This is a genomic window from Bradyrhizobium sp. CCBAU 53351 (genome assembly GCF_015291745.1).
Lineage (GTDB): Bacteria > Pseudomonadota > Alphaproteobacteria > Rhizobiales > Xanthobacteraceae > Bradyrhizobium.
In genome coordinates, this window is sequence record NZ_CP030060.1 from 945,348 (window position 1) to 970,846 (window position 25,499).

A 25,499-nucleotide genomic window follows, 5' to 3' on the forward strand; every position below is an offset into this window, starting at 1 on the left:
TTCCTAAAGATCGAAATGAGCGGGAATTCGCAGGTGGCGGTGTACGACCTCGACGAAAGCGGGATCGCGCTTTGCGGCCCATACAGCTGCGGCGTGGCCGAGCGCCCAGAGCAGCAGGCCCGCGATCCACAGGCGCAATCCCAATCCAAGTGCCGCTGCGAGCGTGCCATTGACGATCGCAACAGCTCTCGGCGCTCCGCCCATCAGGATCGGTTCGGTCAATGCGCGATGCACCGGCACGAGGAAGCCTGCGACGCCCTCCTGCATCAGATCACCACGCCGCCGCCAAACGAGAAGAACGACAGGAAGAAACTCGAAGCCGCAAAGGCAATCGACAGGCCGAAGACGATCTGGATCAGCCGGCGAAAGCCGCCGGACGAATCGCCGAAGGCCAGCGTCAAGCCTGTGACCACGATGATGATGACCGCGATGATCTTGGCGACAGGCCCCTCGACCGATTGCAGAATCTGGTTGAGCGGCTGCTCCCAGGGCATGTTGGAGCCGGCGGCCATGACGGGGGTAGCGGTCGTGGTCATGGCAATCAAGGCCAGGGTGAAAGCTTGCGAAGTCTGGAGGCGATGGTTCACTTGAGATCTCCTGCTGGTGAAAGACTGTAGTCGCCGCCCGCACTGATGCCCTCGACGCGGGCGAGCTCGGCAAGGCGGCGATCGGCGCCGCGCCCCGAAAGGACGGCGATGACATTGATGGTCTCGGCAATGAGCGCGCGCGGGACGGTGACGACCGCCTCCTGGATGAGCTGCTCCAGGCGACGTAGCGCCCCGAGCGCAGAACCTGCGTGGATCGTGCCGATGCCGCCGGGATGCCCCGTGCCCCAGGCCTTGAGGAGATCGAGCGCCTCCGCGCCTCGGACCTCACCGATTGGAATTCGATCCGGCCGCAGCCGAAGTGAAGAGCGCACGAGGTCAGACAGCGAGACCACGCCGTCCTTGGTTCGCAGAGACACGAGGTTTGCTGCCAGGCATTGCAGCTCCCTGGTATCTTCGATCAGAACGACCCGGTCGGAGGTCTTGGCAACCTCCACCAGCAGCGCATTGGTCAGCGTGGTCTTGCCTGTCGACGTGCCGCCCGCGACGAGGATGTTCTGTCGCCCGGCAACGGCGTCCCGCAGCATCGCGGCTTGACCGGCGCGCATGATCCCGGCGGCGACGTAATCGTCGAGCGTAAAGACAGCGACCGCTGGCTTTCGGATCGCAAAGGTCGGCCGAGCCACGACCGGCGGCAACAATCCCTCGAACCGCTCTCCGGTTTCCGGCAGCTCGGCCGAGATCCGGGGAGCAGCTCCATGGACCTCTGCACCGACATGATGCGCGACCAGCCGAATGATGCGCTCCCCGTCCGCAGGTGACAGCTGCTGGCCGGTATCCTCCAAACCGCCGGACAGGCGGTCGATCCAGAGCCGCCCATCGGGATTGAGCATCACTTCGATGACGGCATCGTCTTCGAGATAGCGCGCGACCGCAGGCCCGAGCGCGCTGCGCAGCATGCGCGCGCCGCGCGAGATCGCCTCCGCTTGAGCCGACTGGATTATCACGAGAGCCCCATTCGCTTGAGAGCGCCCCCCACGAGCGCCTCAGATGGGGACGATTAGAAAAACCACGATGGAAGATGACGCAACAACGTGGCTCGTCGGATCGTAGGCTAGCGTAGAAAGAGAAACATTGGCGCAAAGCCTCAACAACCGATGTCAGTTGCTGTCTCCGTCCGCCGGCTGCCGAACGATATCTTCGGGAATCTCGCGCAGAAAACTCTGCCCCTTTTGCAGGCGACGGCCGAGCGTCTCGACAAAACCCTCGAAGCGCTCACGCCCCTTGGCTTGGGCGGCAGCCTGGGCGTCGGAGGGAAGCGGGGGCGTGACTGTCAACCAGAACCGCACGAACAGAGCCAGAGTTTCAGCGGTAAGTCCGAGGTCGCGTTCGAGGCGTTGCATTTGGCGCGATATCCTGTCGAGACGACGCGAAAAGGCGGCTTCCCGCCGGTCCGAGCCATCTGGGGACAGGAACGAGCTGACTGCCGCCTCGACGATTGCAGAGCGTGAGATGTTTTTTCGATCGGCAAGTTCCGTGATCTGTGCCAACAGCTCTGGAGGGAAGTAGACGTTCATGCGGTTGCGCATGATCTTCTCACAATTCAATGCCATCATTCGGGTCGAGTGCGGCTTGCCGCGCAACGCCGCGCATCTTCTGCCGCAGCAGGCGCGACTGGCGCGCGGCATCTTCGTCGTCTTCCAGCACGGCGAATTCCTCGGCCGGCGCGACCTCCGTCGTTTCCTTAACGATGGCGAGGTGATCCGGAAGCTCGGGCTCTCGCCGCAGTCCGCCATTGGCCGTGTCAGCGTCGCCACCGCCAATGTCCGCGGGCGTCTTATCGGGAATAGCGGCCTTCAGCCCTGACCAGCTGTCGGCGCGAGAAGACCTTCGGATCTTGACGGGATCTGGCGGGGGAAGTACGCGCTCGGCAAATCGCTCATCCTCGTAGTAGCGCACTTTTCTCGCACGGATTGGAGGAGTGCCTGCCACCATCACGATCTCCTCTGACGGCGGCAGCTGCATGACCTCTCCCGGGGTCAGAAGCGGCCGCGCGGTATCTTGGCGAGAGACCATGAGATGGCCGAGCCATGGGTTGAGCCGATGGCCGGCGTAGTTCTTCATGGAGCGTATTTCGGTTGCCGTGCCTAGCGCATCGGAGACGCGCCTTGCGGTGCGCTCATCATTGGTCGCAAAGCTTACCCGGACATGACAGTTGTCTAGGATCGCGTTATTCGGGCCGTAGGCCTTCTCGATCTGGTTGAGCGACTGGGCAATGAGGAACGCCTTGATGCCGTAGCCGGCCATGAAAGCCAGTGCCGACTCGAAAAAATCAAGTCGTCCCAAAGCTGGAAATTCATCCAGCATCAGCAACACGCGGTGACGGCGATCCTTATCCTGAAGGTCCTCGGTGATCCGCCGCCCGATTTGGTTGAGGATCAAGCGGACTAGTGGCTTGGTTCGCGAAATATCCGAGGGCGGCACGACCAGGTAGAGCGTGGTGGGGCAGTTGTCTGCGATAAGGTCGGCGATCCGCCAATCGCAGCGGCTTGTCACTTCGGCGACGACGGGATCCCGATAAAGTCCGAGGAAGGACATCGCTGTCGAAAGCACACCCGAGCGTTCATTCTCGGATTTGTTCAGCAGCTCTCTTGCCGTAGAGGCGACGACCGGATGCGGCCCCTGGTCCTTGAGGTGTGCTGTCGTCATCATCGCGTTCAGCGTCGTTTCGATCGGCCGCTTGGGATCCGATAGAAAAGCGGCGACGCCGGCGAGCGTCTTATTGGGCTCGGCATAGAGGACGTGAAGGATTGCCCCGACGAGCAGGGAATGACTGGTTTTCTCCCAATGGTTCCGCTTGTCGAGCGAGCCCTCGGGGTCTACGAGCACATCTGCGACGTTCTGGACGTCCCTGACCTCCCACTCCCCGCGCCGGACCTCCAGAAGCGGATTATAGGCTGATGATCTGGCATTGGTCGGATCGAACAGCAGCACACGGCCGTGCTTCGACCGAAACCCGGCTGTGAGCTGCCAGTTCTCACCCTTGATGTCGTGCACGATGGCCGAGTGCGGCCATGTCAGCAGCGAGGGGACGACGAGCCCGACGCCCTTGCCGGACCTCGTTGGAGCAAAGCAGAGGACGTGCTCGGGCCCATCGTGACGCAGGTCGTTCTTCTCCAGTCGGCCAAGCACAACCCCGTCCGCGCTCAGCAAACCTCCCGCCCTCACCTCCTCAAGCTTGGCCCATCGGGCCGAGCCATAGGTGGCAACGTCCTTGGCCTCCCGGGCGCGCCAGACAGACATGGCGATGGCCACGGCGATGGAGAGAAAGCTTCCAGAGGCGGCGATGTAGGCGCCCTCGGTGAATACGTCAGGTGCATAGGCGTCGAACACGAACCACCACCAGAAGAACTCGGGCGGGTAATAGACCGCAAATCCATACATCTTGAACCAGGGCAGACCGAGCTCGGGTTGGAAGGCCAAGCGCCAGGCCGTCCACTCCGTCGCGCTCCAGATCGTGAGCAGGACGATCGCGCCGACAGCCACGAGCTGCCCCCACAAGATCTTGGTTCCGGACATCGACAAGGCTCTCCTTCGCTGAATGACGCTCTGGCCAAGGAAATCAAAGACCGAGGTCGCGCTTGCGGCCGAAACTCCACTCGATCCCACCGCCATCCCTAACGCTTCCCGTCACATGCTGGCCGAGGCGTTTTTCCAGTTCGCGCGTCCAGGGGACGAGTTGAAAGCCAAGCCCATTGTCGATCAATGCAAAGCGGCCCGACGTGAGGGACAGGCTCTTTCGGTATGTTCCTGCGACCTGCTCACCGACTGCGGCTTGCGCGTGAGGCAAGCCGGTCTCGGCCGCGATTTCGGCACCGGCCGCCTCTAGCTCCCGGCGCCGCAGCGTATTGAGGAGATCGCGTTGCAGGATGATGCGCCCTCCCGCTCGGTGTGCGAGCCCTGCTTCTGCAAGATGTTCGGCTCGCGCCTGCATCGCTTGCCGAGCCTCCCGCCCGAAGCCGCCCAAGGCGAGCGGCATCGAATCGCGCTCGACCAGTCGGTGGTCGAGCCAGGTTGCTCCCGGCGCACCTATTTGCGCGGGAAGATCGAAATCCGAGCGATTGGCGAGCACGCGCGTCGGCCGCTGCTCGTCCATCCCACCGAACTGCCTGACTTCGACAATGCCGCCAATGGGGGGCGCCTGTTCGAATGCCTCAAGACCACGAAAGCGGACGTGATGGAGCCGTCCGTCGGTCGCATCAATGAGCGCATAGGCTTCGCCGGTGAGCTCGTCGTGTAGCCCGGTTGCCAATAATCGCCCGATAATCGGTGCGGTCGTTCTTTCCCCCGTAACGGCGAATTCCGAGAGACTTCGTTCCTGTCCCCGCTCTGTCATCGCTTGATGCATGGTCTTGATGATATCGCCCCGAATTGCAAGGTCTCTGAGATGGGGTTCTGCGTCCAAACCCACCATCCACTCACCGGGTACCGCCGATGAGGCAAGGCCCATCTTTTGCAGATGCTGAAGGCGCCCGATCATAAGGCGGCGGATTTCGGGGTCAGATATCCCTTCCCGATCGGGCCGCAGGTCGAGATAGCCGGTCTCGTCGGCAGCCAGACGGATCTCGCGGTCGAGCCGTGTCCATCTTTCGGCGAAGACTTCGCGTTCGAGAGCCCTGCGGATCTCGTGCTCGGCTTTGGGCCCGAGCTCGATGGATGCCAGCTCTTCCGCGCGAGAGCGTAGTCCCTGGCTGATATAGTCGCGGGAGATCACGAGGTCCTCAACGTTGTCGCTGACCCCGCGAACAAGCAGGTGAATGTGTGGATTGTCCGTGTTCCAGTGATCGACGGCGACCCAGTCGAGCCGTGTGCCGAGGTCCGCCTTCATCTGCCTGGCGAGATCGCGCGTGAACGCTTTCAGATCGCTCATCTCGCCCCCGTCCTCGGGTGCGATGATGAATCGAAAATGATGCCGATCGCCCTTGCAACGCTCGGCGAAGGCGCTGCCATCAACCTCTTCGCGTTCGGCGTCAAACAGCGAGGCTCTCTCGCCGCTGCGGGTCACGCCATCGCGCCGGAGGTACGAGATATGCGCCGCGAGTGATGCCGAGCCGAATGCCAATCCCTTATGCCGCGCGACCCGCGCCTTCACGGTCACGCGGCGCGCAGCGCTAAACAGACGGTTGCGGGCAAACTGGAGCCGGCCGCGGCCGAACGTCGAGCGCCCGACGCGTCCTCCGCGGCTCATCGAGGAGGCGGAGGTGTGGCCCGCCTTCTGCGCCGCTTGCAGTACCTGATTGAAGAAGCTCTTGGCCTTGGGCGCGCGCGTGCTGCGGATGCGGCCGGGCCGGATGTGAAGTTCGCTGTCCTTGGTATTCACGGTCGTTCTTTCCTCGTAAATCTTAGTCAGTACCGAAAGATGCATTGAATTTGCTTGTGAATGTTCAAAGCGCGGCACGCGCCACGACCGATCGGCACGCCAGAACCCAAGCCATGGCAATGGCTTGGCGTTCGACGGGCGAGCCGCTTTTATCTTGCCCTAGCCCGTCGTTCTTTGTTACTCGCTCTTCCTTCCTCTAGTTGACGAACATTTCGTCTGCTGGTCCACGGATCAGCAGACAAATCTCCTGCCTTTTCGCCTGCAAAGGAGGGAGATTTACGGCAAAGAGCAGTTGGGATTCATTGTGGTGGATCCTCCAACAGCGCCTGCAGAAACACGTCGGCTGGTGGCCGATTCATTGGGAAAAAAACAGCCGCGACGTGGCAGTTAGTTTGCGAAGCGCACACTGTTTGCGAGCGCTTGCGATAGCGATCGTTACCCGAAGGGCCGAGACACCCATAGGGTGGCTCGGTGAGGAGCGAAGCGACGAGTAGAGCGCGGGCCGAAGGCATCGCCCATATGCCGTATGCAGATGCCGGACGCTTACGGTCGTTCACCTCCGCCCCTCTCACTTCTCGCCGATCGCTCGCTGACATGTGTTCCGCTCCGCAACCGCGCTTCTGATCATTGCATGGTGCGAGAATCGGTCCGCGCCACGAATAGACCAGTCGAGCTTGGAACGATCCGCAGAATATCTCGCGAGGAGATAGCGTTCATGATGTCTGCCGAAGGCACAATCCTTATCGACCGGTCGTCCGTTCTCGGCATGTCAGTTGGCTTATGAGTTGACTGCGGAATGAGCAGCGACGATGCTGATGACGTGACGCCAGCCTTCCAGGTCGGTTGCTGATCGACGTCCAGCACGGACCCAAGCCTCTTCACATAGGCTTGGGTTTCGACAGGCAATGGACGCCCGGCAAGATGCTCCTGATAGCGCAGCGGTCCTGCGTGATAGGCAGCAAATACGCCGTTCGGTCCGAAGCGGTCGAGCATTTCACGCAGATACGCCGTTCCTGCCAGGATGTTGTCACGGGGGTCGAACGGATCGCTGCCGAGGGCGTGCCGGCGGCGCAATTCGGCCCAGGTGTCGGGCATGAGCTGCATCAGCCCCATGGCGCCTTTGGGCGATCTGGCACGAACGTCTCCAGTGCTTTCGACAGCCATCACCTCGACAATCCAGGAGACTGGAATGGAAAAACGCTGTGAAGCTTCGATGATGAAGGTTTCGAATGGCTGGGCCCCTTCGTGCTCCGCCCCTGTTGCTGTCTCCTCGGCGACCGAAGCACTGCAAAGCGCGAGCACGAGCAACAGGAAGGGTGCAGCGAACAGGCGCGCGCCAAACTGTGCCAGGTACGTCCTCCTGCGCGCCTCTTCCCGATGGAGAAAGCCTTTGTGCGCGCCATTCAGCAGCGGGAGGTGTTCCTCCCTAACATCGCCTTTGCATGGAGGAGCCGGAATGGAGAAAGGGCCTTGCGGTCCATCGAACAAGCGCATGGTGAAATGAATATGACGAACACACCTCATCACTCCTCCGAGGTCCACACCGGGTCCGCACGGCCGATCACGGCTGCGGCTGGAAGAAAGCCAAAATACCGGCCGTCGAAGGACTCATCCGATTGCCAGTTCATGAGAAAGAGCTCGGCCGGCCCGACGACGCGGCAGCCCTGCCAGTCTGGCAGCGGACGGCCGCGGCCGTCACGCTCACGCGCCTCACCCATAGCAATGTTGTCCACCGAGATGGCGAGGCCTGTTCTGCAAACCGTCTGCCCGGGGAGCGCGAGGATACGTTTGAGCATAGGAAGGCCGAGCGGCAAATAGCCCTTCAGGTCGAGGAAGCTCGCCAGCGGTTCAGGCGGCTGAACCGCAACCAGCTCCGTGACATACAAAGTCTCTGCGGAACGCAGGCGGTAAAGGCCGATGGGCACGCTCGGCGATGCATTCCAGATGAAGGCCGGCGTTCGCCCTTCCACGATGGTTACGGCGATCGCTGCGGCAGCCCCGCACATCGCAAGCAGCGTCATCATCCGCCCTCTCATCGGATGATCCTCCGCCGGCGAAGCCAGGCCTGATGGCGAGCTTTCGTGTAGGGACGTGGGCTTTCATTGACGGAAAGACGGTTGTGGACATGCTGCCAATGATCTGGGGCGACATCAGCCGGATCGATACCAAGTGCCTCGACGGCATCGATCATCTGCAGCACGCGCTCGACCTTCGGCCAGCCAGAAAGGCGAAGCAGAATGTCGCCTCCTGGCTTCACATAGGGCACGGTCGAGCAGCGCTGACCCGCGGCGACGGCACGCAGGATATCAATGCGCGAAATCACCGTCCCGAAATCATTCGACGTCCAACGAACGAACGCAAAGATGCTGCCTGGAGCAAATGCCAGGACGCGACGATGGCGATCGAGCTTCCGTTCCTCGACATTGCGGCCAAATCGAACCCGGTTCTCGATCCGCTTCTCCAGCCACAGCACTTCCACCTCGGTGAGATCGCTCATGCTGTCTCTCCCGGAAGCTCGAAAAGCCAACGGCTAGTGATGAGGACGGACGATTGCGGGATTTGAACCTGAAGGCAGCTCGACCGTCCGTGCCACTGCCGCTCTTCCACAATGTGGGCAACAGCGAGTTCCGTTAGAAGAAATCCGAAGGATTTCTGGTTAGTAAAGTTAGGGGGCCAGGAAAGCGCGCGTTCACAAGCCTTTAGGTTCGCTTTCGGTCCCCGATAGCACGATGATCTGGTCCCTGATGGCACGAGGGTTGCGGTCCCCGATAGCACGAGCTGATTCACAGGTTGTCCCCTGAAATTGGTCCCGAACGACGCGCCGACAGGCGCGCCGTAACGGGAAGGTTTGGGATCGAGGCGAAGTTCAGCCGCTCGCGGCCGTTTGGATCGCGCGTGAGGACGAGCCGATAGCCCGGCAATGTCTGCCGCTGGACAATCTGTCGAACGTCGTAGGCAAAATGCTTGAGCGGCGAGAGGCTGCCGGACTTGGCATGAAGATGGGCAAGGTCGAAGCTCCAGCCGCCGCGCTGCCGGCCGCCGTGCTTGCGCACCAGCCGGTAAAGCCAGCGCTCAAGGCCACCTGTCAGGTCGAAATAGGCGCGGTCGATCGTCAGAACGAGAGCGTCATCGATCACGCCGGCATAGAACCAATCTGGCAGGATCAGTTCGATCCCAAATGGTCTGCCATATGCATCAGCGGCTTCCTTCCACTCGTTAATCCAGGAGAAGCGGTGCCGCCGCCGTTCTGCGGGTTGACGGATCGAGGTCAGCACGGTCGTTGACTGAAGTCTGTCAAGACCTGCCTTCAGCCGGTCGTAGTCGCGTGCGCTGGTGCCGCGGCCGACGAACGTCAGAATCTCATATGGCGTTGCGGCTATCAGGCGTGATGTTTTCAGACCGGCATCGCGAGCTTCGACGATCTGGGAGGCAGCCCAAATCAGGACGTCGGCGTCCCAGATCGTTGCCATGCCGTGCTCCGGGACAGCTTCGACGCGGATTGAGGTTGTTCCGGCGCAGAAATCGATGGGCACGATCCTTTTGGTCTTAGCCAGCGAAAAGAATGGATAAGCCATCAGATCCTGCGCATCGCGTGGAGCAAGATCTCCCGGCAGGGCGCGGAAAAGCTCAAGCTGATGGCGGTCGGCTTGCTGAATGCGTCGCATGATGATTGCCTTCAGAGCGACCATCAGCGGTGTTCCTGGCCGGCATAACGACGTAGTTGCGAATGCTTTTTGGCCGGCAGCACCGTGTCTTTGCCAGGGTCAGAAGTGGACGTTTTGGCGCCGAGATCGGCCCACGCTTTCAGGTCGTCCAAGGCGTAGACGACGCGGCCGCCGATCTTCCGGTAGGTCGGCCCGGTACCGTAAGTGCGATGTTTTTCCAGCGTGCGGCCAGACAGGCCGAGGTAGCGTGCAGCCTCGGGAGTGCGCAGGAAACGCGGAGGAAGTCCGGCGGTCGGATCGGGCATTTGAGAGCTCCAAGATGGCGGCGCACCACCCATGAGGGCGCCGGCGTGGGTGTGGTCATCTTGGAGAAGCAGGGCTTCGGAGGGGGATGCCGAAGATCGGGGGTGCATGTTTCGACACCCCCGCGATGAGGCTATTTGTTCCTGCGCCCGGAGCGCAGAAGCCTGCAATAGCCGCCCCGCATCAAGGAGAAGCCGTCGTGTACCAGACGGATGATGAGGCTACGGGAATCGTGGGTCTTCCAGGCTTGCTTTGGGACGCTTTTCTTTCCAAGCAGTGCCAACGCGATCACACGATAGCTGCTACCGGCATGACGTGCGTCGAGCGCACGCGCGACTTGCCTTAGGCGATCCCGGCGCTGTTTGGAAAGTTCGTGGAAAGCGGGGCCTGCCGCGCGTCCGTTGAGCGCGCGCCACAATCTGCGAGCTGCATGCGCTCGCGGCGGCAAGTTCTCATCGAAGGGAAGTTTGGCGGCATAGCGATGACCAATGGAAGGTTCATCCTTCAACCAGACACGGTGGTTCACGGTCCCGATGCGCAGCACGGCGTGCCACCCATCAGCGGCGCGACGCATTTCGGCCGTCGAGACGTTGAATAGAGGTAGATCTGGCGCACTCGGGTCAGCGCCTGACGTCGTTACCGCAACCGGGACGACATCCGGCAGCGCCTCGGGCGCCCAAAAGATTGTCTGTTGATCAAAGGACCGCTGCGGGTCATGGGCGAAAGCAGATGCCCCACTTCCTCCTGAATTCCTCGGTGACTTCACCCGTCGGGCTCTTGGCGATCACAGCCTGGTAGTCACGTTGGTATTCAGGATTGCGACGCACGAACTCCCAAGCGATATCAGTGGGGTCAGCATTATTCAGGTAGTCGTAGGAGTCCGGGGAGCGCCAATCGACTTGGGCCATAACATCCGCCTCATTGCAAAGAGCTAACAACGATGACGGCGCAATAGCTGCGAACAGGCCTTTGGGAAAAGATGCCAGCTTGTCACCACGTGGTGCACGTGAGTCACCACGCCCGAGTGCCGAGAAAAAGGTGTCGTCAGAACCAAAGCCGTCTAGAAAACTATTCTAGGTTGATCTAGGTCCGCGCAACAGACGTCCCTGTTCGGTCAACCACTTCGCGCGCTGAACATGTGTCTGGTATGCAGTACGCGCACGCTCCGGCTCGCGATCGGAGTCGATGTGCAACACGATCCGAGCGACCTCGGACCAATCGGCCCCCTCGCTCTCCGCCTGCAGAAGGCGCATGTAGGTTACGACATGCTGTTCGTCGTAGGAGGTCATGGCGTCCCCAGCGGGAGGGGCATCGGCCACTTCGGGATTTAAGTTGAACTTGGTCATGGGCTGACAACAAACATCGAATAATTGCAAGGTTCCTGGACGCGCGATTGACGAGCGGTCTCATTTTAGTCGTATTCCGGGGTCGGTGCAGATACATACTATAGGAGATAAACCTCATAGTATGTAAGACGCAACTTGCGCGAATGGACATGCGCAAGTTGGTCGGCCGGAATTTCGCAAAGCTGCGGAAGCAAAAGCGCTTTACGCAGGAGAAGTTCGCCGACCTGTCCGGCTTTACTCAACAATACATCAGCGACTTGGAACGCGGCCGCCGCAATCCAACCGTCGTAAGCCTGTTCCAGCTCGCCAGTGCGTTGGGCGTCACTCCGGTTGATCTCATCGCGCCGGACGAGGAGGCGCGAAACGAAGGAAAACTGGCCAAGCGGAAGTAACTGTTTCCGAAAAAGCCAAAGCACCTGCCCCAAGTGAGGGTAGGACGCTTCCCACAGGTGCGACGATGGTTCGGACAGCACTGTTCGCACGTCGACGGCTCCAACGGCCTACAAAAGTCTTACCGTTTCAGCTGCGCCAGCAACCTCCTTGGGAGACACGGGATGTTCTGGTGATGGCGTGCTGAACGGTCTCTCTATCGAGAGCCTACTTAAATAGTCGGGCCATATCCAGTGGTTTAATGGGCCACCAAATGGCTGCCTGCGCAAATGAAAGCTCGCGCACTCGTAGCCTGGAATATACGCCGGATACGCGTCGATCGCGGTATTCCGCAGGAGCAATTGGCTTATGACGCGGGAATAGATCGTTCGTATATGAGTGGTCTTGAGCGGAAGTTGGAAAATCCTACGATTGATTTGCTTGACCGGTTGGCTGACACCCTCGGTGTCCAACTCAACGAGTTATTCCTTCCATTACCAAAGGGCGCTACGATCCATAAAACATTGCCTAAAGGGCGCAAATCGACCCGACTTGACCGCAAGAAGAAATAACACCCTCTGTTTCGACAATCGCGGGATATACGCCTACGTCGCTTGTGTAACGCGTGGGCCGTCTTTGGAGCGAGATGGCCCTGATCGTAACAGGCCGGTGCGAAGGGGTTTGCCGATCTCAGTGGCGCCGACCTGTGGCTAGTGCTGAATCCATCGCAAAATTAAGATTCGCATTCCGAGCCCATGGAATTCGCGCCGATGTGCGGAAAGCCCGCCCGGCGAACCGGGCGGGGCTTGGCGGAGGATCTCACTCGCCGTTCTTGCGCGGCCGGGACCAGAGCAGGTTGTAGCCCTCGCCACCTTCGTCGTCGAACAGGCTCGCGTAGATCGGCGCGTTGAAGGAGGGATCGTCAAGCTTGATCGAGAGGTAGTCGCGGCCCTCTTCGGAGCGCTTCGACCAGGCTGCGCCGATCTCGGCCCGACCCACATAGATGCGGTGGCTGGGCGCGTTCTCGTTGGAGCGGTTGGTCTCGGCGACGATGCGGACGCCCCTAGCCTGCAAGCTCAGCGTGACGATCTCGCCCTGGAAATCATTGCCGACCTTCTTGAAAGTTCCGATATTAGCCATCTTGCTTCTCCGTTGTGTTTCGAGCCCGCGACCACCGCGGCCTCGATGGCGATCTCAAGGGCGAGGACGATCGGCGACGCACCCGCTCGCGGGCTGAAGCGCAGCGGAGGACGCCGTTGAAGAGACTTTCTTGTCTCGCGAGGAATGGGCGTGAGCCCAGGGGAAGAAAGTCGCAGCAACGGCGTTGCGGCTCAGCCGATCGAGGCGCAGCCGGTCTTCGGCCAGATCGAGCCATCAAAGAGGCCTCGTGCGTCCGCGTGCTGAACCTCAAACCCGGGGAGAAGCTTGGCGAATTTCGGTTCCTCTGCACAAGAGGTCGGAACGGTTCGGGAAGGAAGAGAAACAATCTGCGGGAATGGGCGGCATCGTCCCCGCAAAGCCGGTCAAGCGGTGCGCTTCGTCCCGGCGCCGGAGCTATGTGGGGCGAGACGTGATAATCGGTGCTGCTTGTTCGTAGCACTTCATAGGCAAGCCGTTAAGCTGCTCACACGACATCATGCCTCGTCGGCTACCAATCTTAGAAATCTGTATGACGATGAGGAACGTCCTAACGGTCCGGCTTTGCGCATCGCGGCCGCAATAACTGGGTGAGTCGGTAGTTCACCGCCTCGGCCGTCCAGTCGAGTACGTCTATCCTAGCAGCGTCATCCATGTGAACGCTGCCTCACCGTTGCAGATTAAGGCCATTCAGGTGATGACCCAGGCCAGTGCTGCGTGCACGTACCGCAGGACATCTGCGAGAACTGATCAGTACGGCCCCCGGACGCCGAGAACCAGATATCGCGGCCCTCAGCTCATCGTCGAGCCACTGCACATGTCAGATATGTTTTATCCCGCCTCACGGGCATTTGTTCTCGGTGCGGCAATCCGGCGCGAAGTAGGACTTCGTCACTGCAATTCTTCGGCGGGCATGGGTATAATGTGTGATTCTAAGGGATCGGTAGGACCGCGAAAAGGTCCGCCGAAAGGCAGACCTTCGTGTGTCCAGATAATTCGCTTCGCTCATTGAACGGCCCTGTCCTGGCTCCGGGCAAGCCGAAAGAGCGGTCGACGACCGAGGAAGCTGAGCCAACCTCGCCTGACCTTGAAGCTCGCCTCCACTCTGCCAAGGCCGATCGCATTACCGCCCCTCTGCGGCACCGCACGTTCCGCCGCATCTGGACCGCCAGCCTGGTGTCAAATCTCGGTAGTTTGGTACAGGGAGTCGGGGTGGCCTGGGCTATGACCGAAATGTCATCGTCAGCGGACAAGGTCGCGCTGGTCCAAACCGCTCTCGGATTGCCGGTGATGCTCATTGCGATTCCGGCCGGCGCAATTGCTGACCTGCATGACCGGCGCATCGTGGCATTGATTTCACTCGGTATTGCACTGACCGCCAGCGCTACGCTGGCGGTACTCGCTTTGCTGGGATTGCTTACGCCGGACCTCTTGCTTGGTCTCTGCTTTGCAGCAGGCTGTGGCACCGCGATGTTGGGACCCGCGTGGCAGGCGGCAGTGGGCGAGCAAGTGCCTCCACAAGCCCTGCCCGCCGCAGTTGCGTTGAATGGCATCAGCTACAACATCGCGCGGAGCGTAGGTCCGGCAGTCGGGGGTATCATTGTGGCCTCCGCCGGGACCGTAGCCGCGTTCACATTCAACACGATCTCGTTCGTGCCACTTATCGCCGCGCTCTATCTATGGAAGCGCGCAAGTGAGCGGTCGCGTCTCCCACCGGAACGGCTCGGCCATGCCATCCTGTTGGGCGTCCGGTACATCACGAACTCGCCACCTATTATGATCGTGTTGGTCCGAACGATCATATTCGGGTTGGTCAGCGGAGCTATCCTGGCGCTGTTGCCAGTGGTCGTACGTGATCGCCTTCTCGGTGGCGCGCCAACTTACGGCGTGATGCTGGGCGCCTTTGGCCTGGGAGCCATTTTGGGAGCGATCAATATCTCGCTGGTGCGCGAGCGCTTAAGTAGCGAAGCCGCCATGAGATGCTGCACGCTGTCCATGGCAGCGGGTATTGCAACTCTGGCACTAAGCCACAATCCGTTGATGGCTGCGTTCGGATTGGTTCTGGCTGGTACAGGGTGGACGTTGTCTTGGACGCTCTTGAACATCGGCGTACAGCTTTCTGCACCCCGCTGGGTTGCCGCGAGGTCTCTGGCGGCGTACCAGGCCGCCGCATCCGGCGGTCTTGCCATAGGCAGCTGGGGGTGGGGACATCTCACCGACATCGCCGGCGTTGAAACAGCGCTGCTTGTCGCAGCCTCGCTGATGCTGGCATCTCCTCTGGTCGGCCTACGATTGCGGATGCCTTCTGTTGGTGAGGGTGCCGAAGAGGGAAGCCTCCTCGAAGATCCGCAGGTGCGGTTGCCGGTCAGGGGGCGCGACGGACCTGTGGTGATCGAGATCGAATATCGGGTGGAGCAGAAAAACGCTCCGGACTTTCGGGAGGCCATGCAAGAGCTTCGGCTCGTCAGGCAGCGCAATGGCGCCTACGGTTGGTCGATCGCACAAAACATGGCAGACCCAGAAGCGTGGATCGAGCGCTATCACTTCCACACCTGGCACGACTACCTGCGCCAGCGCAACCGCTCCACCATGGCCGAGCAAGCTCTGGAAGGCGCTGTGATAAAAGACTACCACGTTGGTCCCGGCAAAGTGCGTGTCCGCCGCACGATCGAGGGTTTTGCTCGGGGATAGCTTGACGCCCGCAGTTGCGGACAACCGGCGGATGCGACCGCAGTGTCGCGTATTAGCGAGATGCTTCTCCGATGGAGATATTACCCCGCCCGGCGAACCGGGCGGGGCTTGGCGGAGGATCTCACTCGCCGTTCTTGCGCGGCCGGGACCAGAGCAGGTTGTAGCCCTCGCCACCTTCGTCGTCGAACAGGCTCGCGTAGATCGGCGCGTTGAAGGAGGGATCGTCAAGCTTGATCGAGAGGTAGTCGCGGCCCTCTTCGGAGCGCTTCGACCAGGCTGCGCCGATCTCGGCCCGACCCACATAGATGCGGTGGCTGGGCGCGTTCTCGTTGGAGCGGTTGGTCTCGGCGACGATGCGGACGCCCCTAGCCTGCAAGCTCAGCGTGACGATCTCGCCCTGGAAATCATTGCCGACCTTCTTGAAAGTTCCGATATTAGCCATCTTGCTTCTCCGTTGTGTTTCGAGCCCGCGACCACCGCGGCCTCGATGGCGATCTCAAGGGCGAGGACGATCGGCGACGCACCCGCTCGCGGGCTGAAGCGCAGCGGAGGACGCCGTTGAAGAGACTTTCTTGTCTCGCGAGGAATGGGCGTGAGCCCAGGGGAAGAAAGTCGCAGCAACGGCGTTGCGGCTCAGCCGATCGAGGCGCAGCCGGTCTTCGGCCAGATCGAGCCATCAAAGAGGCCTCGTGCGTCCGCGTGCTGAACCTCAAACCCGGGGAGAAGCTTGGCGAATTTCGGTTCCTCTGCACAAGAGGTCGGAACGGTTCGGGAAGGAAGAGAAACAATCTGCGGGAATGGGCGGCATCGTCCCGGCAAAGCGGTCAAGCGGTGCGGCGGGTCCAGCCGTGGCAGCTATGTGTGCCGGATCGGAAATCTCCAGCACGTGTTCGAAGGTTTCTGAGAGGACCGTCCGCCTCCTCTGCTCTGGTGAGCATCATCCATCGTCGAGGGTGCTTATTCTGCGACCTGTTCGACGACAAAAGCGCGGAAAGTTCATCCCTCGTTTGCCGCGGCCGTGAGAACGGGGCGGGACGGCTCTCCGCCCGTCCTTTCCGGCTCGATCGGGCGGGTCTTCGAGATGAGCGTCAAGCGCGTGAATGTTGACGAGCCGATGCAAACCGCGCCCAGCCATGCGAAGACCTCGCGCCAAGCCAGCGACGGCGCTCCGATCTGTGAGAGCGCGAACACCACGTGATAGCCGGCAACGGCCGCGGGAACGACGAACACGGCCGCAATTGCAAGTCGCAGGGCCACGTGGCGGCTAAGGGTAATGGCCAGCTGGCCGGCTGCGAGTGTGAGCACAGCGCAAACTGTGCCGACGAGCAGTGCGCCGACAATGCCCGCACCGCTGTTGAACGCCATCAATCCGATATTGATCGCAACAAAAAGCGCAGCGCATAGACCGCTAGCACAACGATCAGCCAGCAAATAGGCCGATACCAGCAATATTGAGAAGAAGCCCGAGGGCGAGCATGGTGGTGGCTCCAAGGCACGCGTGTGAGCGCTCGCGCCTTCCACCACCACCGCAGCCCAGCCGCCGACGTATAAACAAAACGAGGCGGAGTTACGGCGGGTGCGGCCTCGCCACTCGTCGGTTGACGGCAAGACGGCGCTCACGCGCCGCCAAACTTCCAGACCGGAATGCCAAGCCGCTTTGCCTTATCGGCAAGGTTGTCCTGAATGCCCGTGCCGGGGAAATGCAGGACGCCGATCGGCAGCAGTTCGAGCATCGCGTCATTGCGCTTGAAGGGCGCTGCCTTGGCGTGTTTGGTCCAATCCGGTTTGAATGCGATCTGTGGCACTTGCTGGTTGCCCATTTGGAGCCGATCAGCTCGGCGCCTTTCGGTGAAGCGCTGTGCAGCAGAACCATGTCGGGATGCTTGGCGTGCACCTTGTCGAGCCGATCCCAGACGAGGCTATAGTCGTTGAAGTCGAGCCCACCGGTCAGGGCGATCTTCGGACCCGGCGGCACCATGATCTCGGTTTCCGAGCGGCGCTTGGCTGCGATGAAGTCGCGGGAATCGATTATCGCCGCGGTGAGCGTGCGATGGCTGACCAGTGATCCCGACCGTGGGCGCCAAGCAGACCCCGTGTGGACTTCGAAGCGCTCGATCGCCTGGTCGCGGAAGAGTTCGAGACAGTTGCGGCGCTCGATCAGCGAGATGCCCTCGGCGGTTAGGCGCTCAAGCTCGACCGAGCGCACTTCCGAGCCGTTCTGCTCGCGCTGGCTCTTCTGCTGCGCCTGTTCGTTGACGTCGAGCTGGCGCTCGATGCGTTCGACGGCGCGATGGAACAGGTTGACCGTCGGCCAGAGGAGATCATCGAGGTCGGGCTCCAGCCGGGTATCGCTCAATGACGCAACCAGCGCGTCAAACATGTCTGCAACAGCGCCGGTAATGATCCTGGTCTCCGGTAGCGGCCTTGGATCGGGCTGATCGTCGAAGGGACGGTATAGGCGCGACTCAGCCTCTCATTCATGCCATATCGCGCGATCTCCGCCTCGACCCTGGGGATTAGAATCAGATCGTCGTGAGTGTCGGGGATGAGCGATATTGACTGGAAATGCATAAGAACTCTCTGCGGGTTGTTCGGCGACTGATTTCAGTATCAGACGACCATTTCCCGACCGTTTTCATCATTCACGAGTTGATACACGACCGCTACAGACGATCAATGACCAGCCCTGGTAGGAATGTCCCGCAGCCAATGAGGTCCCGTCGTGCGGGCCCATTCTGGGCTACCAACTTCGGCAGGTTGATGCTTGCATTGGATTGGCATCTTGTTTCGCAGCTGCCAGCTGCCGGCGGTACTGTGCAAGCGCGCGGGCGCGATGTTTTGTAGTCGCATAGTTGGCGCAAACAATGGCACTCAGATTTGCCGTGAGGCCCTCATGCGGACAATCGTACTGGACGATCGCGGCCACGCTTGGGACGCATGTTCTTCAGCTCTGCGTAAATGTTTTCTACACTACCCAGTGACCGAATTCGATTTCCTGAGTTATCTCATCAATAATATGGGTTTCGTGACAGTTGCTCTGTTCCGCCCCGGGTCGGCACAGATACGAATCCGGTTTGAGACTGCCACCCCAGTCAGCGTTGCTGCGGCGATCAATCTTGTCAGCGACCTTGGGGTGGAGCGAATGGTCATTTCAAATTCGGTAGACCTCGCCGACAAGTTGTTTTCAACTCGTTCGCAAGCGGTCACATATATAAATCAGCGGCTAGGCGAGCCTTGCCAGCGAGCGGCGACAAACATTCGATACAGGCAGATGCCGATTGAGACTTTGGTAGGCTGCCAAGGTCCACTATCCATGCTTTTGTCCTACTGGGACTGTTCGGACCGAACCGCCGATCTGACAGCTCTGAAGAAGGCGTTGTGCTCCCCAGCCGCGGTCAGGTTCGCCGCAATTGAGGCCGTGGCTGGTCGCCTCACCATTATCGATCTCGGAGCCGGCTTCGAAATCTTCAGCAAGACCTGGCGGGAGAATGCGCCCGGCATTCCGGTTGATGAACAACCGGATTATGAATATGGGCGATGGGTGCATCGTATGTACGAGTCCGTCCTAGAAACGCACCAACCTCGCCTAGATGAGGTCGATGCCAAGATTCTTCGCCCCCATTTGAACGACAAAGTTCAGCTGTCGTACCAACGCCTGATTGTTCCTTTCAAATACGGAAGGCGAGGAGTCACTCGTCTGATCGGCGCGTCGCTAGTGAGACAATCAATCAAACTCTCCAGCGAGTCGTAGGTGACGTGCCCATTAGGCCGCCTCACATCAGGAGGTCCGCCGGGAGTCGACCAGTGATGATCATCGATGCAGTTAAACAGCTGTCAGACCTGATGAAGCAGCCCATTCATATCAAGTCTCCCCGCAACTGTTTGGTGATCACATGCCAACAGCGCGCGATTCAGCAGTTCTTACCTTCGGCTTGAGCCATAACAGCCTGGAAATCCGCAAGCATCTCGTGGCTCGGCATCCAAACGAGACGCATCGCAGTACCCCGAGCGGCGGGGCGATAAGTTGATCCTGGACAGATCAATCCTTGTATAATCGGCATGACCTGCCACTCATCCGGCAGCGGTTAGAGGCTCAGGGTTTTGTACGCTGAGCGGCGCGTGTGTAGCAGCGGACGATCGGCGGAGCTGGTCGGGTTTGCGTAACCGGTCGTCCTTGCGGTGAGTTGGACGGCATAGGCCGCTGGGTGAGGTATTTAGCGACGAGTGAGGGCGCCGGATATCGTAGTCAGCGACCCAGCGGACGATCTTGGCGCGGGTGTCGTCAAGATCGAAAACGGGGTCTTGTTCAGGAGTTCGTCACGCATCGAGCCGTTGGAGCTTTCGATGAAGCCGTTCTGCATCGGCTTTTTGGGCGCAATGAAGTACCAGTCGATGATTGTGTCCTTTGCACCAGGCAGCATGGCATTGGAGGTGAAACTCGGTGCCATGGTCGGACACGATCATCCGTAGCTTGCCCCGTCGCTCGACGAACGTCAGCTCGCGGGCGACGCGCTGGCCCGAGACCGACGTATCCGGAACAGCCCCCCGGCACTTTTTGGTCACGTCATCGACGATGTTGAGAATGCGGAAGTGCCGTCCATGCCGAACTGGTCATGAACGAAGTCCAGCGACCAGCGTGCATTGGGCCTGGCCTGCACCAGAATCGGGGCCGGGTCCCCACGGCCTTGCGGCGAGCTCACCGCTTGCGGACGCGAGTGCTTCTTCCCGATAATGCCGGTAGATCCGGCTGATCCCCCATGGCTCTGCTTCCCGTCGTAAGAGGACGAACACCCGGCGGTAGCCGAACGACCGCCGCCGCCCGGTGGCGAGATCGCGCAACCGGCCGCGCAGCTCCGCATCCAGCGGGCGGCTGGACTGATAGCGGATCATCTTCCGGTCCGCGCTGATGATTGAGCAGGCGCTCCGCACCGACAGGCTCATGACAGCCTGCAGACGGCAGCGCGCGTGGCGGGGGGGCCCCCTCCCCTTCTTTGAAAGGAGCTCGCGAAGGGCAGCCGCATCGAATCTGCTCGGCCAGAAGCTTCTTCAGCTTCGCATTCTCCTCCTCCAGCGTCTTCAGTCGCTTGACCTCGATCCGCCGCCAAGAAACACGGTCCGTCTGGCGAGGCCTAACACGCCTCAATGTTGCATCGCGATCAGTTTGATTTGGTAATTAAAGCTGTCGGCGACGGCCTTGTGTATTTACGAGGCGGTCTTCGCGCCCCACTCACCATGAGATCGTTTTCTTACGCCCCGATTTAGATTTTCGGCTCGGCGTCCGCGTTGGCGGCCAGTTCGCGCAGCGCGCGCCGGTACTCGACCGGCATCACCTTGCGGAATTTAGGCAGCCATTCCTTCCAGTTGGCAAGGATATCGGCGGCGCGCTTGGAGCCGGTCGCCTTGGCGTGGCGCGAGATCAGGACGTGAAGCCGCTCGACGTCGGAGTCGAGCAGGTTCTTGAAGACGTCGACCCGGCCATGCGCCTCGAGGTCACCGGAGTGGTTGTAGGTGCCGGCGTTGATCAGCTCTTCCGACAGCACCGGCTCGAGCTCGACCATCGACAGATTGCACAGCTTGTCGAAGTCACCGGTCTCGTCCAGCACATAGGCGATGCCGCCGGACATGCCGGCCGCGAAGTTGCGCCCGGTCTTGCCGAGCACGACCACGATGCCGCCGGTCATGTATTCGCAGCAATGGTCGCCCGCGCCCTCGACCACCGCCACCGCGCCGGAATTGCGCACGGCAAAGCGTTCGCCGGCGATGCCGCGGAAGTAGCACTCGCCCTGAATGGCGCCGTACATCACGGTGTTGCCGACGATGATGCTCTCTTCCGGCACGATGCCGCTGTTGGCCGGCGGCCTGACGATGATCTTGCCGCCCGAGAGCCCCTTGCCGACATAGTCGTTGGCTTCACCTTCGAGCTCGAAGGTGACGCCCTGCGCCAGCCACGCGCCGAAGGCCTGGCCGGCAGTGCCCTTGAGGCCGACATGGATGGTGTCGTGCGGCAGCCCGGCATGGCCGTAGATCTTGGCGACCACGCCCGACAACATCGCGCCGGCAGAGCGGTTGGTGCTGTTGATCTTGGCCTCGATCTTCACCGGCGCGCCGCGGTCGAGCGCAGGCGTCGCCTTCTCGATCAGCGTGCGGTCGAGCACAGCCTCCAGATGATGGTTCTGGCGCTCGGAGTGATAGATCTTCTGGCCCTTCTCTTCCTTCTGCTTGACGAACAGCTTGGAGAAGTCGAGGCCCTTGGCCTTCCAGTGCGCGACCAGCCTGGTCTGGTCGAGCAGCTGAACCTGGCCGACCATCTCGTTGAAGGTGCGGAAGCCGAGCGAGGCCATGATCTCGCGCACTTCCTCGGCGACGAAGAAGAAGTAGTTGATGACGTGCTCGGGCTGGCCGGTGAAGCGCTTGCGCAGGACGGGGTCCTGGGTCGCGACGCCGACCGGGCAGGTGTTGAGATGGCACTTGCGCATCATGATGCAGCCGGCCGCGATCAAGGGCGCGGTGGCGAAGCCGAACTCGTCGGCCCCGAGCAGCGCACCGATCACGACGTCACGTCCGGTGCGGAAGCCGCCGTCGACCTGGACCACGATGCGGCTGCGCAGCCGCTCGCGGACCAGCGTCTGATGGGTCTCGGCAAGGCCGATCTCCCACGGCGAGCCGGCGTGCTTGATCGAGGTCAGCGGCGAAGCGCCGGTGCCGCCCTCGAAGCCCGCGATGGTGACATGGTCGGCGCGCGCCTTGGCGACGCCCGCGGCGACCGTGCCGACGCCGATCTCGGAGACCAGCTTGACCGAGACGTCGCCCGTCGGGTTGACGTTCTTGAGGTCGTAGATGAGCTGCGCCAGATCCTCGATCGAGTAGATGTCGTGGTGCGGCGGCGGCGAGATCAGGCCGACGCCCGGCGTCGAGTGCCGGACCTTGGCGATGGTGGCGTCGACCTTGTGGCCGGGCAGCTGGCCGCCTTCGCCGGGCTTGGCACCCTGCGCCATCTTGATCTGCATCATGTCGGAGTTGACGAGATACTCCGTGGTGACGCCGAAGCGGCCCGAGGCGACCTGCTTGATCGCCGAGCGCATGGAATCGCCGTTCGGCATCGGCTTGAAGCGGTCGGCTTCCTCGCCGCCTTCACCGGTGTTCGACTTGCCGCCGATCCGGTTCATGGCGATCGCGAGCGTGGTGTGCGCCTCGCGCGAGATCGAGCCGAAGCTCATCGCGCCGGTGGCGAAACGTCTGACGATGTCCTTGGCCGGCTCGACCTGGTCGAGCGGCACCGGCTTGCGCTTTTCTTCCTCCGCGTTCTTGATCCGGAACAGGCCGCGCAGCGTCAGCAGACGCTCCGACTGTTCGTTGAGGATCTTGGCGAAGGCGCGATAGCGCTCCAGCGAATTGCCGCGCGCGGCATGCTGCAGCAGGCCGACCGACTCGGCGGTCCAGGCATGGTCCTCGCCGCGGCTGCGATAGGCATATTCGCCGCCGACATCGAGCGCGGTCTTGTAGACCTGAGCCTCGCCGAACGCGTCGGCATGGCGGCGCACCGCCTCTTCCGCGATCTCGCCAAGACCGACACCCTCGACGCGGGTATGCGTGCCGGCAAAGAACTTGCCGACGAAATCCGCCTTGAGGCCGACCGCGTCGAAGATCTGCGCGCCGCAATAGGACTGGTAGGTCGAGATGCCCATCTTGGACATCACCTTGAGCAGCCCCTTGCCGATCGACTTGATGTAGCGCTTGACGATCTCGTAGTCGTCGAGCGAGCCGGGCAGGCGGTCCTTCATCGCGATGATGGTTTCGAACGCGAGGTAAGGATTGATCGCTTCGGCGCCGTAGCCGGCAAGGCAAGCGAAGTGGTGCACTTCGCGCGGCTCGCCGGATTCGACGACGAGGCCAACCGAGGTGCGCAGGCCCGTGCGGATCAAATGATGATGCACGGAGGCGCAGGCCAGCAGCGAGGGGATCGGCACCCGGTCGGTGCCGACCATGCGGTCGGACAGGATGATGATGTTGACACCTTCGCGCACGGCGACTTCCGCGCGTGCGCAGAGCTCGTCCAGCACCTGGTCCATACCCGCCGCACCGAGGCCGGCGTGGAACGTGGTGTCCAGCGTGCGCGGCTTGAAGTGCGACTCGGCCACTTCCGGGATCGAGCGGATCTTTTCCAGGTCCGCATCGGTCAGGATCGGCTGACGGACTTCGAGGCGCTTGGTGGTGGCCATGCCCTGCAGGTCGAACAGGTTCGGCAGTGGCCCGATGATCGAGACGAGGCTCATCACCAGCTCCTCGCGGATGGGGTCGATCGGCGGATTGGTGACCTGGGCGAAGTTCTGCTTGAAATAGGTGAACAGCGGCTTGGCCTTGTCCGACAGCGCCGAGATCGGCGTGTCGTTGCCCATCGAGCCCGCGGCTTCCTCCCCCGTGGCCGCCATCGGCGTCATCAGGATCGCGATGTCTTCCTGGCTGTAGCCGAACGCCTGCTGGCGATCGAGCAGCGAGAGGTTGGATCGCACGCCCGTGGTCGGCACCTTCGGCAGGTCTTCCAGCACGATCTGGGTCCGCTCCAGCCACTCCTTGTAGGGATGGCTCTTGGCGAGCTCGGCCTTGATCTCGTCGTCGGGAATCAGGCGGCCCTGTTCGAGGTCGACCAGCAGCATCTTGCCGGGCTGCAGGCGCCACTTGGTGATGATCTGGTCCTCGGGGATGGTCAGCACGCCCATTTCGGACGCCATCACGATGCGGTCGTCCTTGGTCACGAGATAGCGCGCCGGCCGCAATCCGTTGCGGTCGAGCGTGGCGCCGATCTGGCGGCCGTCGGTGAAGGCGATCGCGGCCGGGCCGTCCCACGGCTCCATCAGCGCGGCGTGATATTCGTAGAAGGCGCGGCGCTTCTCATCCATCAGCGGATTGCCGGCCCACGCCTCCGGAATCATCATCATGACGGCGTGCGGCAGCGAGTAGCCGCCCTGCACCAGGAATTCCAGCGCGTTGTCGAAGCAGGCGGTGTCCGACTGTCCCTCGTAGGAGATCGGCCAGAGCCGGCTGATGTCCTTGCCGTACAGCTCGGAGCTCACCGAAGCCTGGCGCGCCGCCATCCAGTTGGTGTTGCCGCGCAACGTGTTGATCTCGCCGTTATGCGCGATCATGCGATAGGGGTGCGCCAGCGACCAGGCCGGGAAGGTGTTGGTCGAGAAGCGCTGATGCACCAGCGCCAGCGCGCTCTCGAAATCCTTCTCGTGCAGATCAGGGTAGTACTTGCCGAGCTGGTCGGCGAGGAACATGCCCTTGTAGATCACGGTGCGGCAGGACATCGAGCAGGGGTAATAGCCGGCGAGGCCGCGGTCGCGGCGCTGGTAGATCGCCTGCGAGATCGACTTGCGCAGGATGTAGAGCCGGCGCTCGAACTCGTCCTCGGTCTTGGCAACGCCATTGCGGCCGATGAACACCTGCATGCAGGCAGGCTCGGTCGGCTTCACGGTGACGCCGAGCGAGGAATTGTCGGTCGGCACGTCGCGCCAGCCGAGCAGGGTCAGGCCCTCCGCCTTGATCTGGTCGGCGATGATGCTCTTGATGACGTTGCGCCAGGCGGTGTCGCGCGGCATGAACAGCGCGCCGATGGCGTATTCACCCGGCGCGGGTAGCTCGAACTTGTTCTCCTTGGCCTTGCGGCTGAAGAAGGCGTGCGGGATCTGCACCAGGATGCCGGCGCCGTCACCGGCGCGCGGGTCGGCGCCGACGGCGCCGCGATGCTCGAGATTGCAGAGGATGCTCAGCGCATCCGAGACGATCTCATGCGACTTCTGGCCCTTGATGTTGGCGATGAAGCCGACGCCACAGGAATCCTTCTCCAGGCTCGGATCGTACAGGCCTTCGGCTTTGGGGCGGGAATTGTGTTCCTGAATCGGATCGGTCGTTTTCGAGGCGACCGTCGCCGACAGCTCTTCTGCCACGATGTTTCCGCGCTCGAATTGCGACCCGTTCATTGTATTCCTCTTTCGACATTGGGTGCACTCCAACTAGCCAGTTCGCATGCGGGTTCTTGCCGCCGTAACAGCACGTGGAGTTT

The 25,499-nt window shown here is 61.4% G+C and carries 25 protein-coding genes and 2 pseudogenes; 5 read left to right on the forward strand and 22 right to left on the reverse strand.

The genetic code is table 11. The features are described 5' to 3' along the window. Positions 1–3 precede the first annotated feature (3 nt). From XH83_RS39370 to XH83_RS39435, 14 genes are all read right to left on the reverse strand, one after another. Positions 4–267 (reverse strand): VirB3 family type IV secretion system protein, encoded by a 264-nt coding sequence (locus XH83_RS39370; RefSeq protein WP_128929816.1) that lies wholly within the window; start codon positions 265–267, stop codon positions 4–6. Next, positions 267–536 carry a TrbC/VirB2 family protein gene (locus XH83_RS39375; RefSeq protein WP_232995658.1) on the reverse strand — a complete coding sequence of 90 codons (270 nt, stop codon included), beginning with the start codon at positions 534–536 and terminating at the stop codon, positions 267–269. The genes XH83_RS39370 and XH83_RS39375 overlap by 1 nt, the downstream gene beginning before the upstream one ends. A 47-nt stretch (positions 537–583) precedes the next feature. Then, positions 584–1,504: a P-type conjugative transfer ATPase TrbB gene (gene trbB, locus XH83_RS39380; RefSeq protein ID WP_128930183.1), complete on the reverse strand. Its 921-nt coding sequence runs from the start codon at positions 1,502–1,504 to the stop codon at positions 584–586. A 201-nt stretch (positions 1,505–1,705) separates the two neighbouring features. After that, entirely contained in the window at positions 1,706–2,134 is a 429-nt protein-coding gene (locus tag XH83_RS39385; RefSeq protein WP_128929814.1) for a CopG family transcriptional regulator, read from the reverse strand. Between the two features lie 7 nt (positions 2,135–2,141). Next, on the reverse strand, positions 2,142–4,124 hold the full coding sequence (locus XH83_RS39390) for a conjugal transfer protein TraG (RefSeq protein WP_128955108.1): 1,983 nt from the start codon (positions 4,122–4,124) through the stop codon (positions 2,142–2,144). 43 nt (positions 4,125–4,167) lie between these two features. Next, on the reverse strand, positions 4,168–5,925 hold the full coding sequence (locus XH83_RS39395) for a DUF3363 domain-containing protein (RefSeq protein ID WP_128929812.1): 1,758 nt from the start codon (positions 5,923–5,925) through the stop codon (positions 4,168–4,170). Between the two features lie 624 nt (positions 5,926–6,549). Continuing rightward, entirely contained in the window at positions 6,550–7,449 is a 900-nt protein-coding gene (locus XH83_RS39400) for a lytic transglycosylase domain-containing protein (RefSeq protein WP_232995621.1), read from the reverse strand. Next, positions 7,449–7,961 carry a S26 family signal peptidase gene (locus tag XH83_RS39405; RefSeq protein ID WP_128929811.1) on the reverse strand — a complete coding sequence of 171 codons (513 nt, stop codon included), beginning with the start codon at positions 7,959–7,961 and terminating at the stop codon, positions 7,449–7,451. Before XH83_RS39405 ends, XH83_RS39400 begins: the two co-directional genes overlap by 1 nt. Then, a complete protein-coding gene (locus XH83_RS39410) occupies positions 7,958–8,422 on the reverse strand; it encodes a DUF2840 domain-containing protein (RefSeq protein ID WP_128929810.1) in 465 nt (154 codons plus the stop codon). Before XH83_RS39410 ends, XH83_RS39405 begins: the two co-directional genes overlap by 4 nt. 286 nt (positions 8,423–8,708) lie before the next feature. Then, positions 8,709–9,590, reverse strand: a complete 882-nt coding sequence (locus XH83_RS39415; RefSeq protein WP_128930181.1) for a replication initiator protein A — start codon at positions 9,588–9,590, stop codon at positions 8,709–8,711. A 23-nt stretch (positions 9,591–9,613) separates the two neighbouring features. Continuing rightward, the gene (locus XH83_RS39420; protein WP_128929809.1) at positions 9,614–9,895 is read right to left on the reverse strand and encodes an AlpA family transcriptional regulator; all 282 of its coding nucleotides are present in this window, start codon (positions 9,893–9,895) and stop codon (positions 9,614–9,616) included. Positions 9,896–10,026: 131 nt separating this feature from the next. After that, positions 10,027–10,467, reverse strand: coding sequence for a DUF2285 domain-containing protein (locus XH83_RS39425; protein ID WP_188637459.1), 441 nt, complete (start codon positions 10,465–10,467; stop codon positions 10,027–10,029). A 139-nt stretch (positions 10,468–10,606) separates the two neighbouring features. Continuing rightward, positions 10,607–10,801, reverse strand: a complete 195-nt coding sequence (locus XH83_RS39430) for a transcriptional regulator domain-containing protein (RefSeq protein WP_128929807.1) — start codon at positions 10,799–10,801, stop codon at positions 10,607–10,609. A gap of 165 nt (positions 10,802–10,966) precedes the next feature. Further along, positions 10,967–11,239 carry a DUF2285 domain-containing protein gene (locus XH83_RS39435; protein WP_128929806.1) on the reverse strand — a complete coding sequence of 91 codons (273 nt, stop codon included), beginning with the start codon at positions 11,237–11,239 and terminating at the stop codon, positions 10,967–10,969. Positions 11,240–11,382: 143 nt separating this feature from the next. Between XH83_RS39435 and XH83_RS39440 the strand changes: the two genes are divergently transcribed. After that, positions 11,383–11,631: a helix-turn-helix domain-containing protein gene (locus tag XH83_RS39440; RefSeq protein ID WP_128929805.1), complete on the forward strand. Its 249-nt coding sequence runs from the start codon at positions 11,383–11,385 to the stop codon at positions 11,629–11,631. Between the two features lie 267 nt (positions 11,632–11,898). Beyond that, positions 11,899–12,180: a helix-turn-helix domain-containing protein gene (locus XH83_RS39445; protein ID WP_128955107.1), complete on the forward strand. Its 282-nt coding sequence runs from the start codon at positions 11,899–11,901 to the stop codon at positions 12,178–12,180. 247 nt (positions 12,181–12,427) lie between these two features. On the opposite strand, the gene XH83_RS39450 is transcribed toward XH83_RS39445, so the two are convergent. Continuing rightward, complete coding sequence (locus XH83_RS39450; RefSeq protein ID WP_128929802.1) at positions 12,428–12,748, reverse strand: DUF736 domain-containing protein; 321 nt, start codon at positions 12,746–12,748, stop codon at positions 12,428–12,430. A gap of 1,119 nt (positions 12,749–13,867) precedes the next feature. On the opposite strand from XH83_RS39450, the gene XH83_RS39455 reads away from it, so the two are divergent. After that, positions 13,868–15,436, forward strand: a complete 1,569-nt coding sequence (locus XH83_RS39455) for an MFS transporter (protein ID WP_232995657.1) — start codon at positions 13,868–13,870, stop codon at positions 15,434–15,436. A 121-nt stretch (positions 15,437–15,557) separates the two neighbouring features. On the opposite strand, the gene XH83_RS39460 is transcribed toward XH83_RS39455, so the two are convergent. From XH83_RS39460 to XH83_RS39470, 3 genes and pseudogenes are all read right to left on the reverse strand, one after another. Beyond that, complete coding sequence (locus tag XH83_RS39460) at positions 15,558–15,878, reverse strand: DUF736 domain-containing protein (RefSeq protein WP_128929802.1); 321 nt, start codon at positions 15,876–15,878, stop codon at positions 15,558–15,560. 554 nt (positions 15,879–16,432) lie between these two features. Further along, a complete protein-coding gene (locus XH83_RS39465; RefSeq protein ID WP_313753974.1) occupies positions 16,433–17,056 on the reverse strand; it encodes a hypothetical protein in 624 nt (207 codons plus the stop codon). Continuing rightward, positions 17,053–17,891, reverse strand: a pseudogene (locus XH83_RS39470) (DUF2493 domain-containing protein); the annotation flags it as partial. The pseudogene XH83_RS39470 and the gene XH83_RS39465, both read right to left, overlap by 4 nt. A gap of 438 nt (positions 17,892–18,329) precedes the next feature. Between XH83_RS39470 and XH83_RS39475 the strand changes: the two are divergent. After that, complete coding sequence (locus XH83_RS39475) at positions 18,330–19,187, forward strand: hypothetical protein (protein ID WP_128929800.1); 858 nt, start codon at positions 18,330–18,332, stop codon at positions 19,185–19,187. Between the two features lie 53 nt (positions 19,188–19,240). Continuing rightward, positions 19,241–19,372, forward strand: a complete 132-nt coding sequence (locus XH83_RS40295) for a hypothetical protein (RefSeq protein WP_256438973.1) — start codon at positions 19,241–19,243, stop codon at positions 19,370–19,372. 135 nt (positions 19,373–19,507) lie between these two features. Here XH83_RS40295 and XH83_RS40615 read toward each other — a convergent pair. From XH83_RS40615 to gltB, 4 genes and pseudogenes are all read right to left on the reverse strand, one after another. Further along, a pseudogene (locus XH83_RS40615) lies at positions 19,508–19,857 on the reverse strand (transposase). Then, positions 19,754–19,999, reverse strand: coding sequence for a hypothetical protein (locus XH83_RS40620; RefSeq protein ID WP_371746376.1), 246 nt, complete (start codon positions 19,997–19,999; stop codon positions 19,754–19,756). Before XH83_RS40620 ends, XH83_RS40615 begins: the two are co-directional and overlap by 104 nt. A 48-nt stretch (positions 20,000–20,047) precedes the next feature. Beyond that, positions 20,048–20,377 carry a hypothetical protein gene (locus XH83_RS40625; protein WP_371746377.1) on the reverse strand — a complete coding sequence of 110 codons (330 nt, stop codon included), beginning with the start codon at positions 20,375–20,377 and terminating at the stop codon, positions 20,048–20,050. A 317-nt stretch (positions 20,378–20,694) separates the two neighbouring features. Then, positions 20,695–25,416: a glutamate synthase large subunit gene (gene gltB / locus XH83_RS39485; RefSeq protein ID WP_128955105.1), complete on the reverse strand. Its 4,722-nt coding sequence runs from the start codon at positions 25,414–25,416 to the stop codon at positions 20,695–20,697. Positions 25,417–25,499 lie beyond the last annotated feature (83 nt).

What these genes read in the sequence shown, in the direction of transcription:
- XH83_RS39390 (WP_128955108.1), bottom strand. Translation starts at nt 4,124, where the DNA reads ATGTCCGGAACCAAGATCTTGTGGGGGCAGCTCGTGGCTGTCGGCGCG.
- XH83_RS39405 (WP_128929811.1), bottom strand. Translation starts at nt 7,961, where the DNA reads ATGAGAGGGCGGATGATGACGCTGCTTGCGATGTGCGGGGCTGCCGCA.
- XH83_RS39430 (WP_128929807.1), bottom strand. Translation starts at nt 10,801, where the DNA reads ATGGCCCAAGTCGATTGGCGCTCCCCGGACTCCTACGACTACCTGAAT.
- XH83_RS39440 (WP_128929805.1), top strand. Translation starts at nt 11,383, where the DNA reads ATGGACATGCGCAAGTTGGTCGGCCGGAATTTCGCAAAGCTGCGGAAG.
- XH83_RS39415 (WP_128930181.1), bottom strand. Translation starts at nt 9,590, where the DNA reads ATGCGACGCATTCAGCAAGCCGACCGCCATCAGCTTGAGCTTTTCCGC.
- XH83_RS39385 (WP_128929814.1), bottom strand. Translation starts at nt 2,134, where the DNA reads ATGCGCAACCGCATGAACGTCTACTTCCCTCCAGAGCTGTTGGCACAG.
- trbB (WP_128930183.1), bottom strand. Translation starts at nt 1,504, where the DNA reads ATGCTGCGCAGCGCGCTCGGGCCTGCGGTCGCGCGCTATCTCGAAGAC.
- gltB (WP_128955105.1), bottom strand. Translation starts at nt 25,416, where the DNA reads ATGAACGGGTCGCAATTCGAGCGCGGAAACATCGTGGCAGAAGAGCTG.
- XH83_RS39435 (WP_128929806.1), bottom strand. Translation starts at nt 11,239, where the DNA reads ATGACCAAGTTCAACTTAAATCCCGAAGTGGCCGATGCCCCTCCCGCT.
- XH83_RS39420 (WP_128929809.1), bottom strand. Translation starts at nt 9,895, where the DNA reads ATGCCCGATCCGACCGCCGGACTTCCTCCGCGTTTCCTGCGCACTCCC.
- XH83_RS39475 (WP_128929800.1), top strand. Translation starts at nt 18,330, where the DNA reads ATGCGGACAATCGTACTGGACGATCGCGGCCACGCTTGGGACGCATGT.
- XH83_RS39460 (WP_128929802.1), bottom strand. Translation starts at nt 15,878, where the DNA reads ATGGCTAATATCGGAACTTTCAAGAAGGTCGGCAATGATTTCCAGGGC.
- XH83_RS39410 (WP_128929810.1), bottom strand. Translation starts at nt 8,422, where the DNA reads ATGAGCGATCTCACCGAGGTGGAAGTGCTGTGGCTGGAGAAGCGGATC.
- XH83_RS40625 (WP_371746377.1), bottom strand. Translation starts at nt 20,377, where the DNA reads ATGAGCCTGTCGGTGCGGAGCGCCTGCTCAATCATCAGCGCGGACCGG.
- XH83_RS39425 (WP_188637459.1), bottom strand. Translation starts at nt 10,467, where the DNA reads ATGCGTCGCGCCGCTGATGGGTGGCACGCCGTGCTGCGCATCGGGACC.
- XH83_RS39450 (WP_128929802.1), bottom strand. Translation starts at nt 12,748, where the DNA reads ATGGCTAATATCGGAACTTTCAAGAAGGTCGGCAATGATTTCCAGGGC.
- XH83_RS39375 (WP_232995658.1), bottom strand. Translation starts at nt 536, where the DNA reads ATGACCACGACCGCTACCCCCGTCATGGCCGCCGGCTCCAACATGCCC.
- XH83_RS39445 (WP_128955107.1), top strand. Translation starts at nt 11,899, where the DNA reads ATGAAAGCTCGCGCACTCGTAGCCTGGAATATACGCCGGATACGCGTC.
- XH83_RS39370 (WP_128929816.1), bottom strand. Translation starts at nt 267, where the DNA reads ATGCAGGAGGGCGTCGCAGGCTTCCTCGTGCCGGTGCATCGCGCATTG.
- XH83_RS39400 (WP_232995621.1), bottom strand. Translation starts at nt 7,449, where the DNA reads ATGAGGTGTGTTCGTCATATTCATTTCACCATGCGCTTGTTCGATGGA.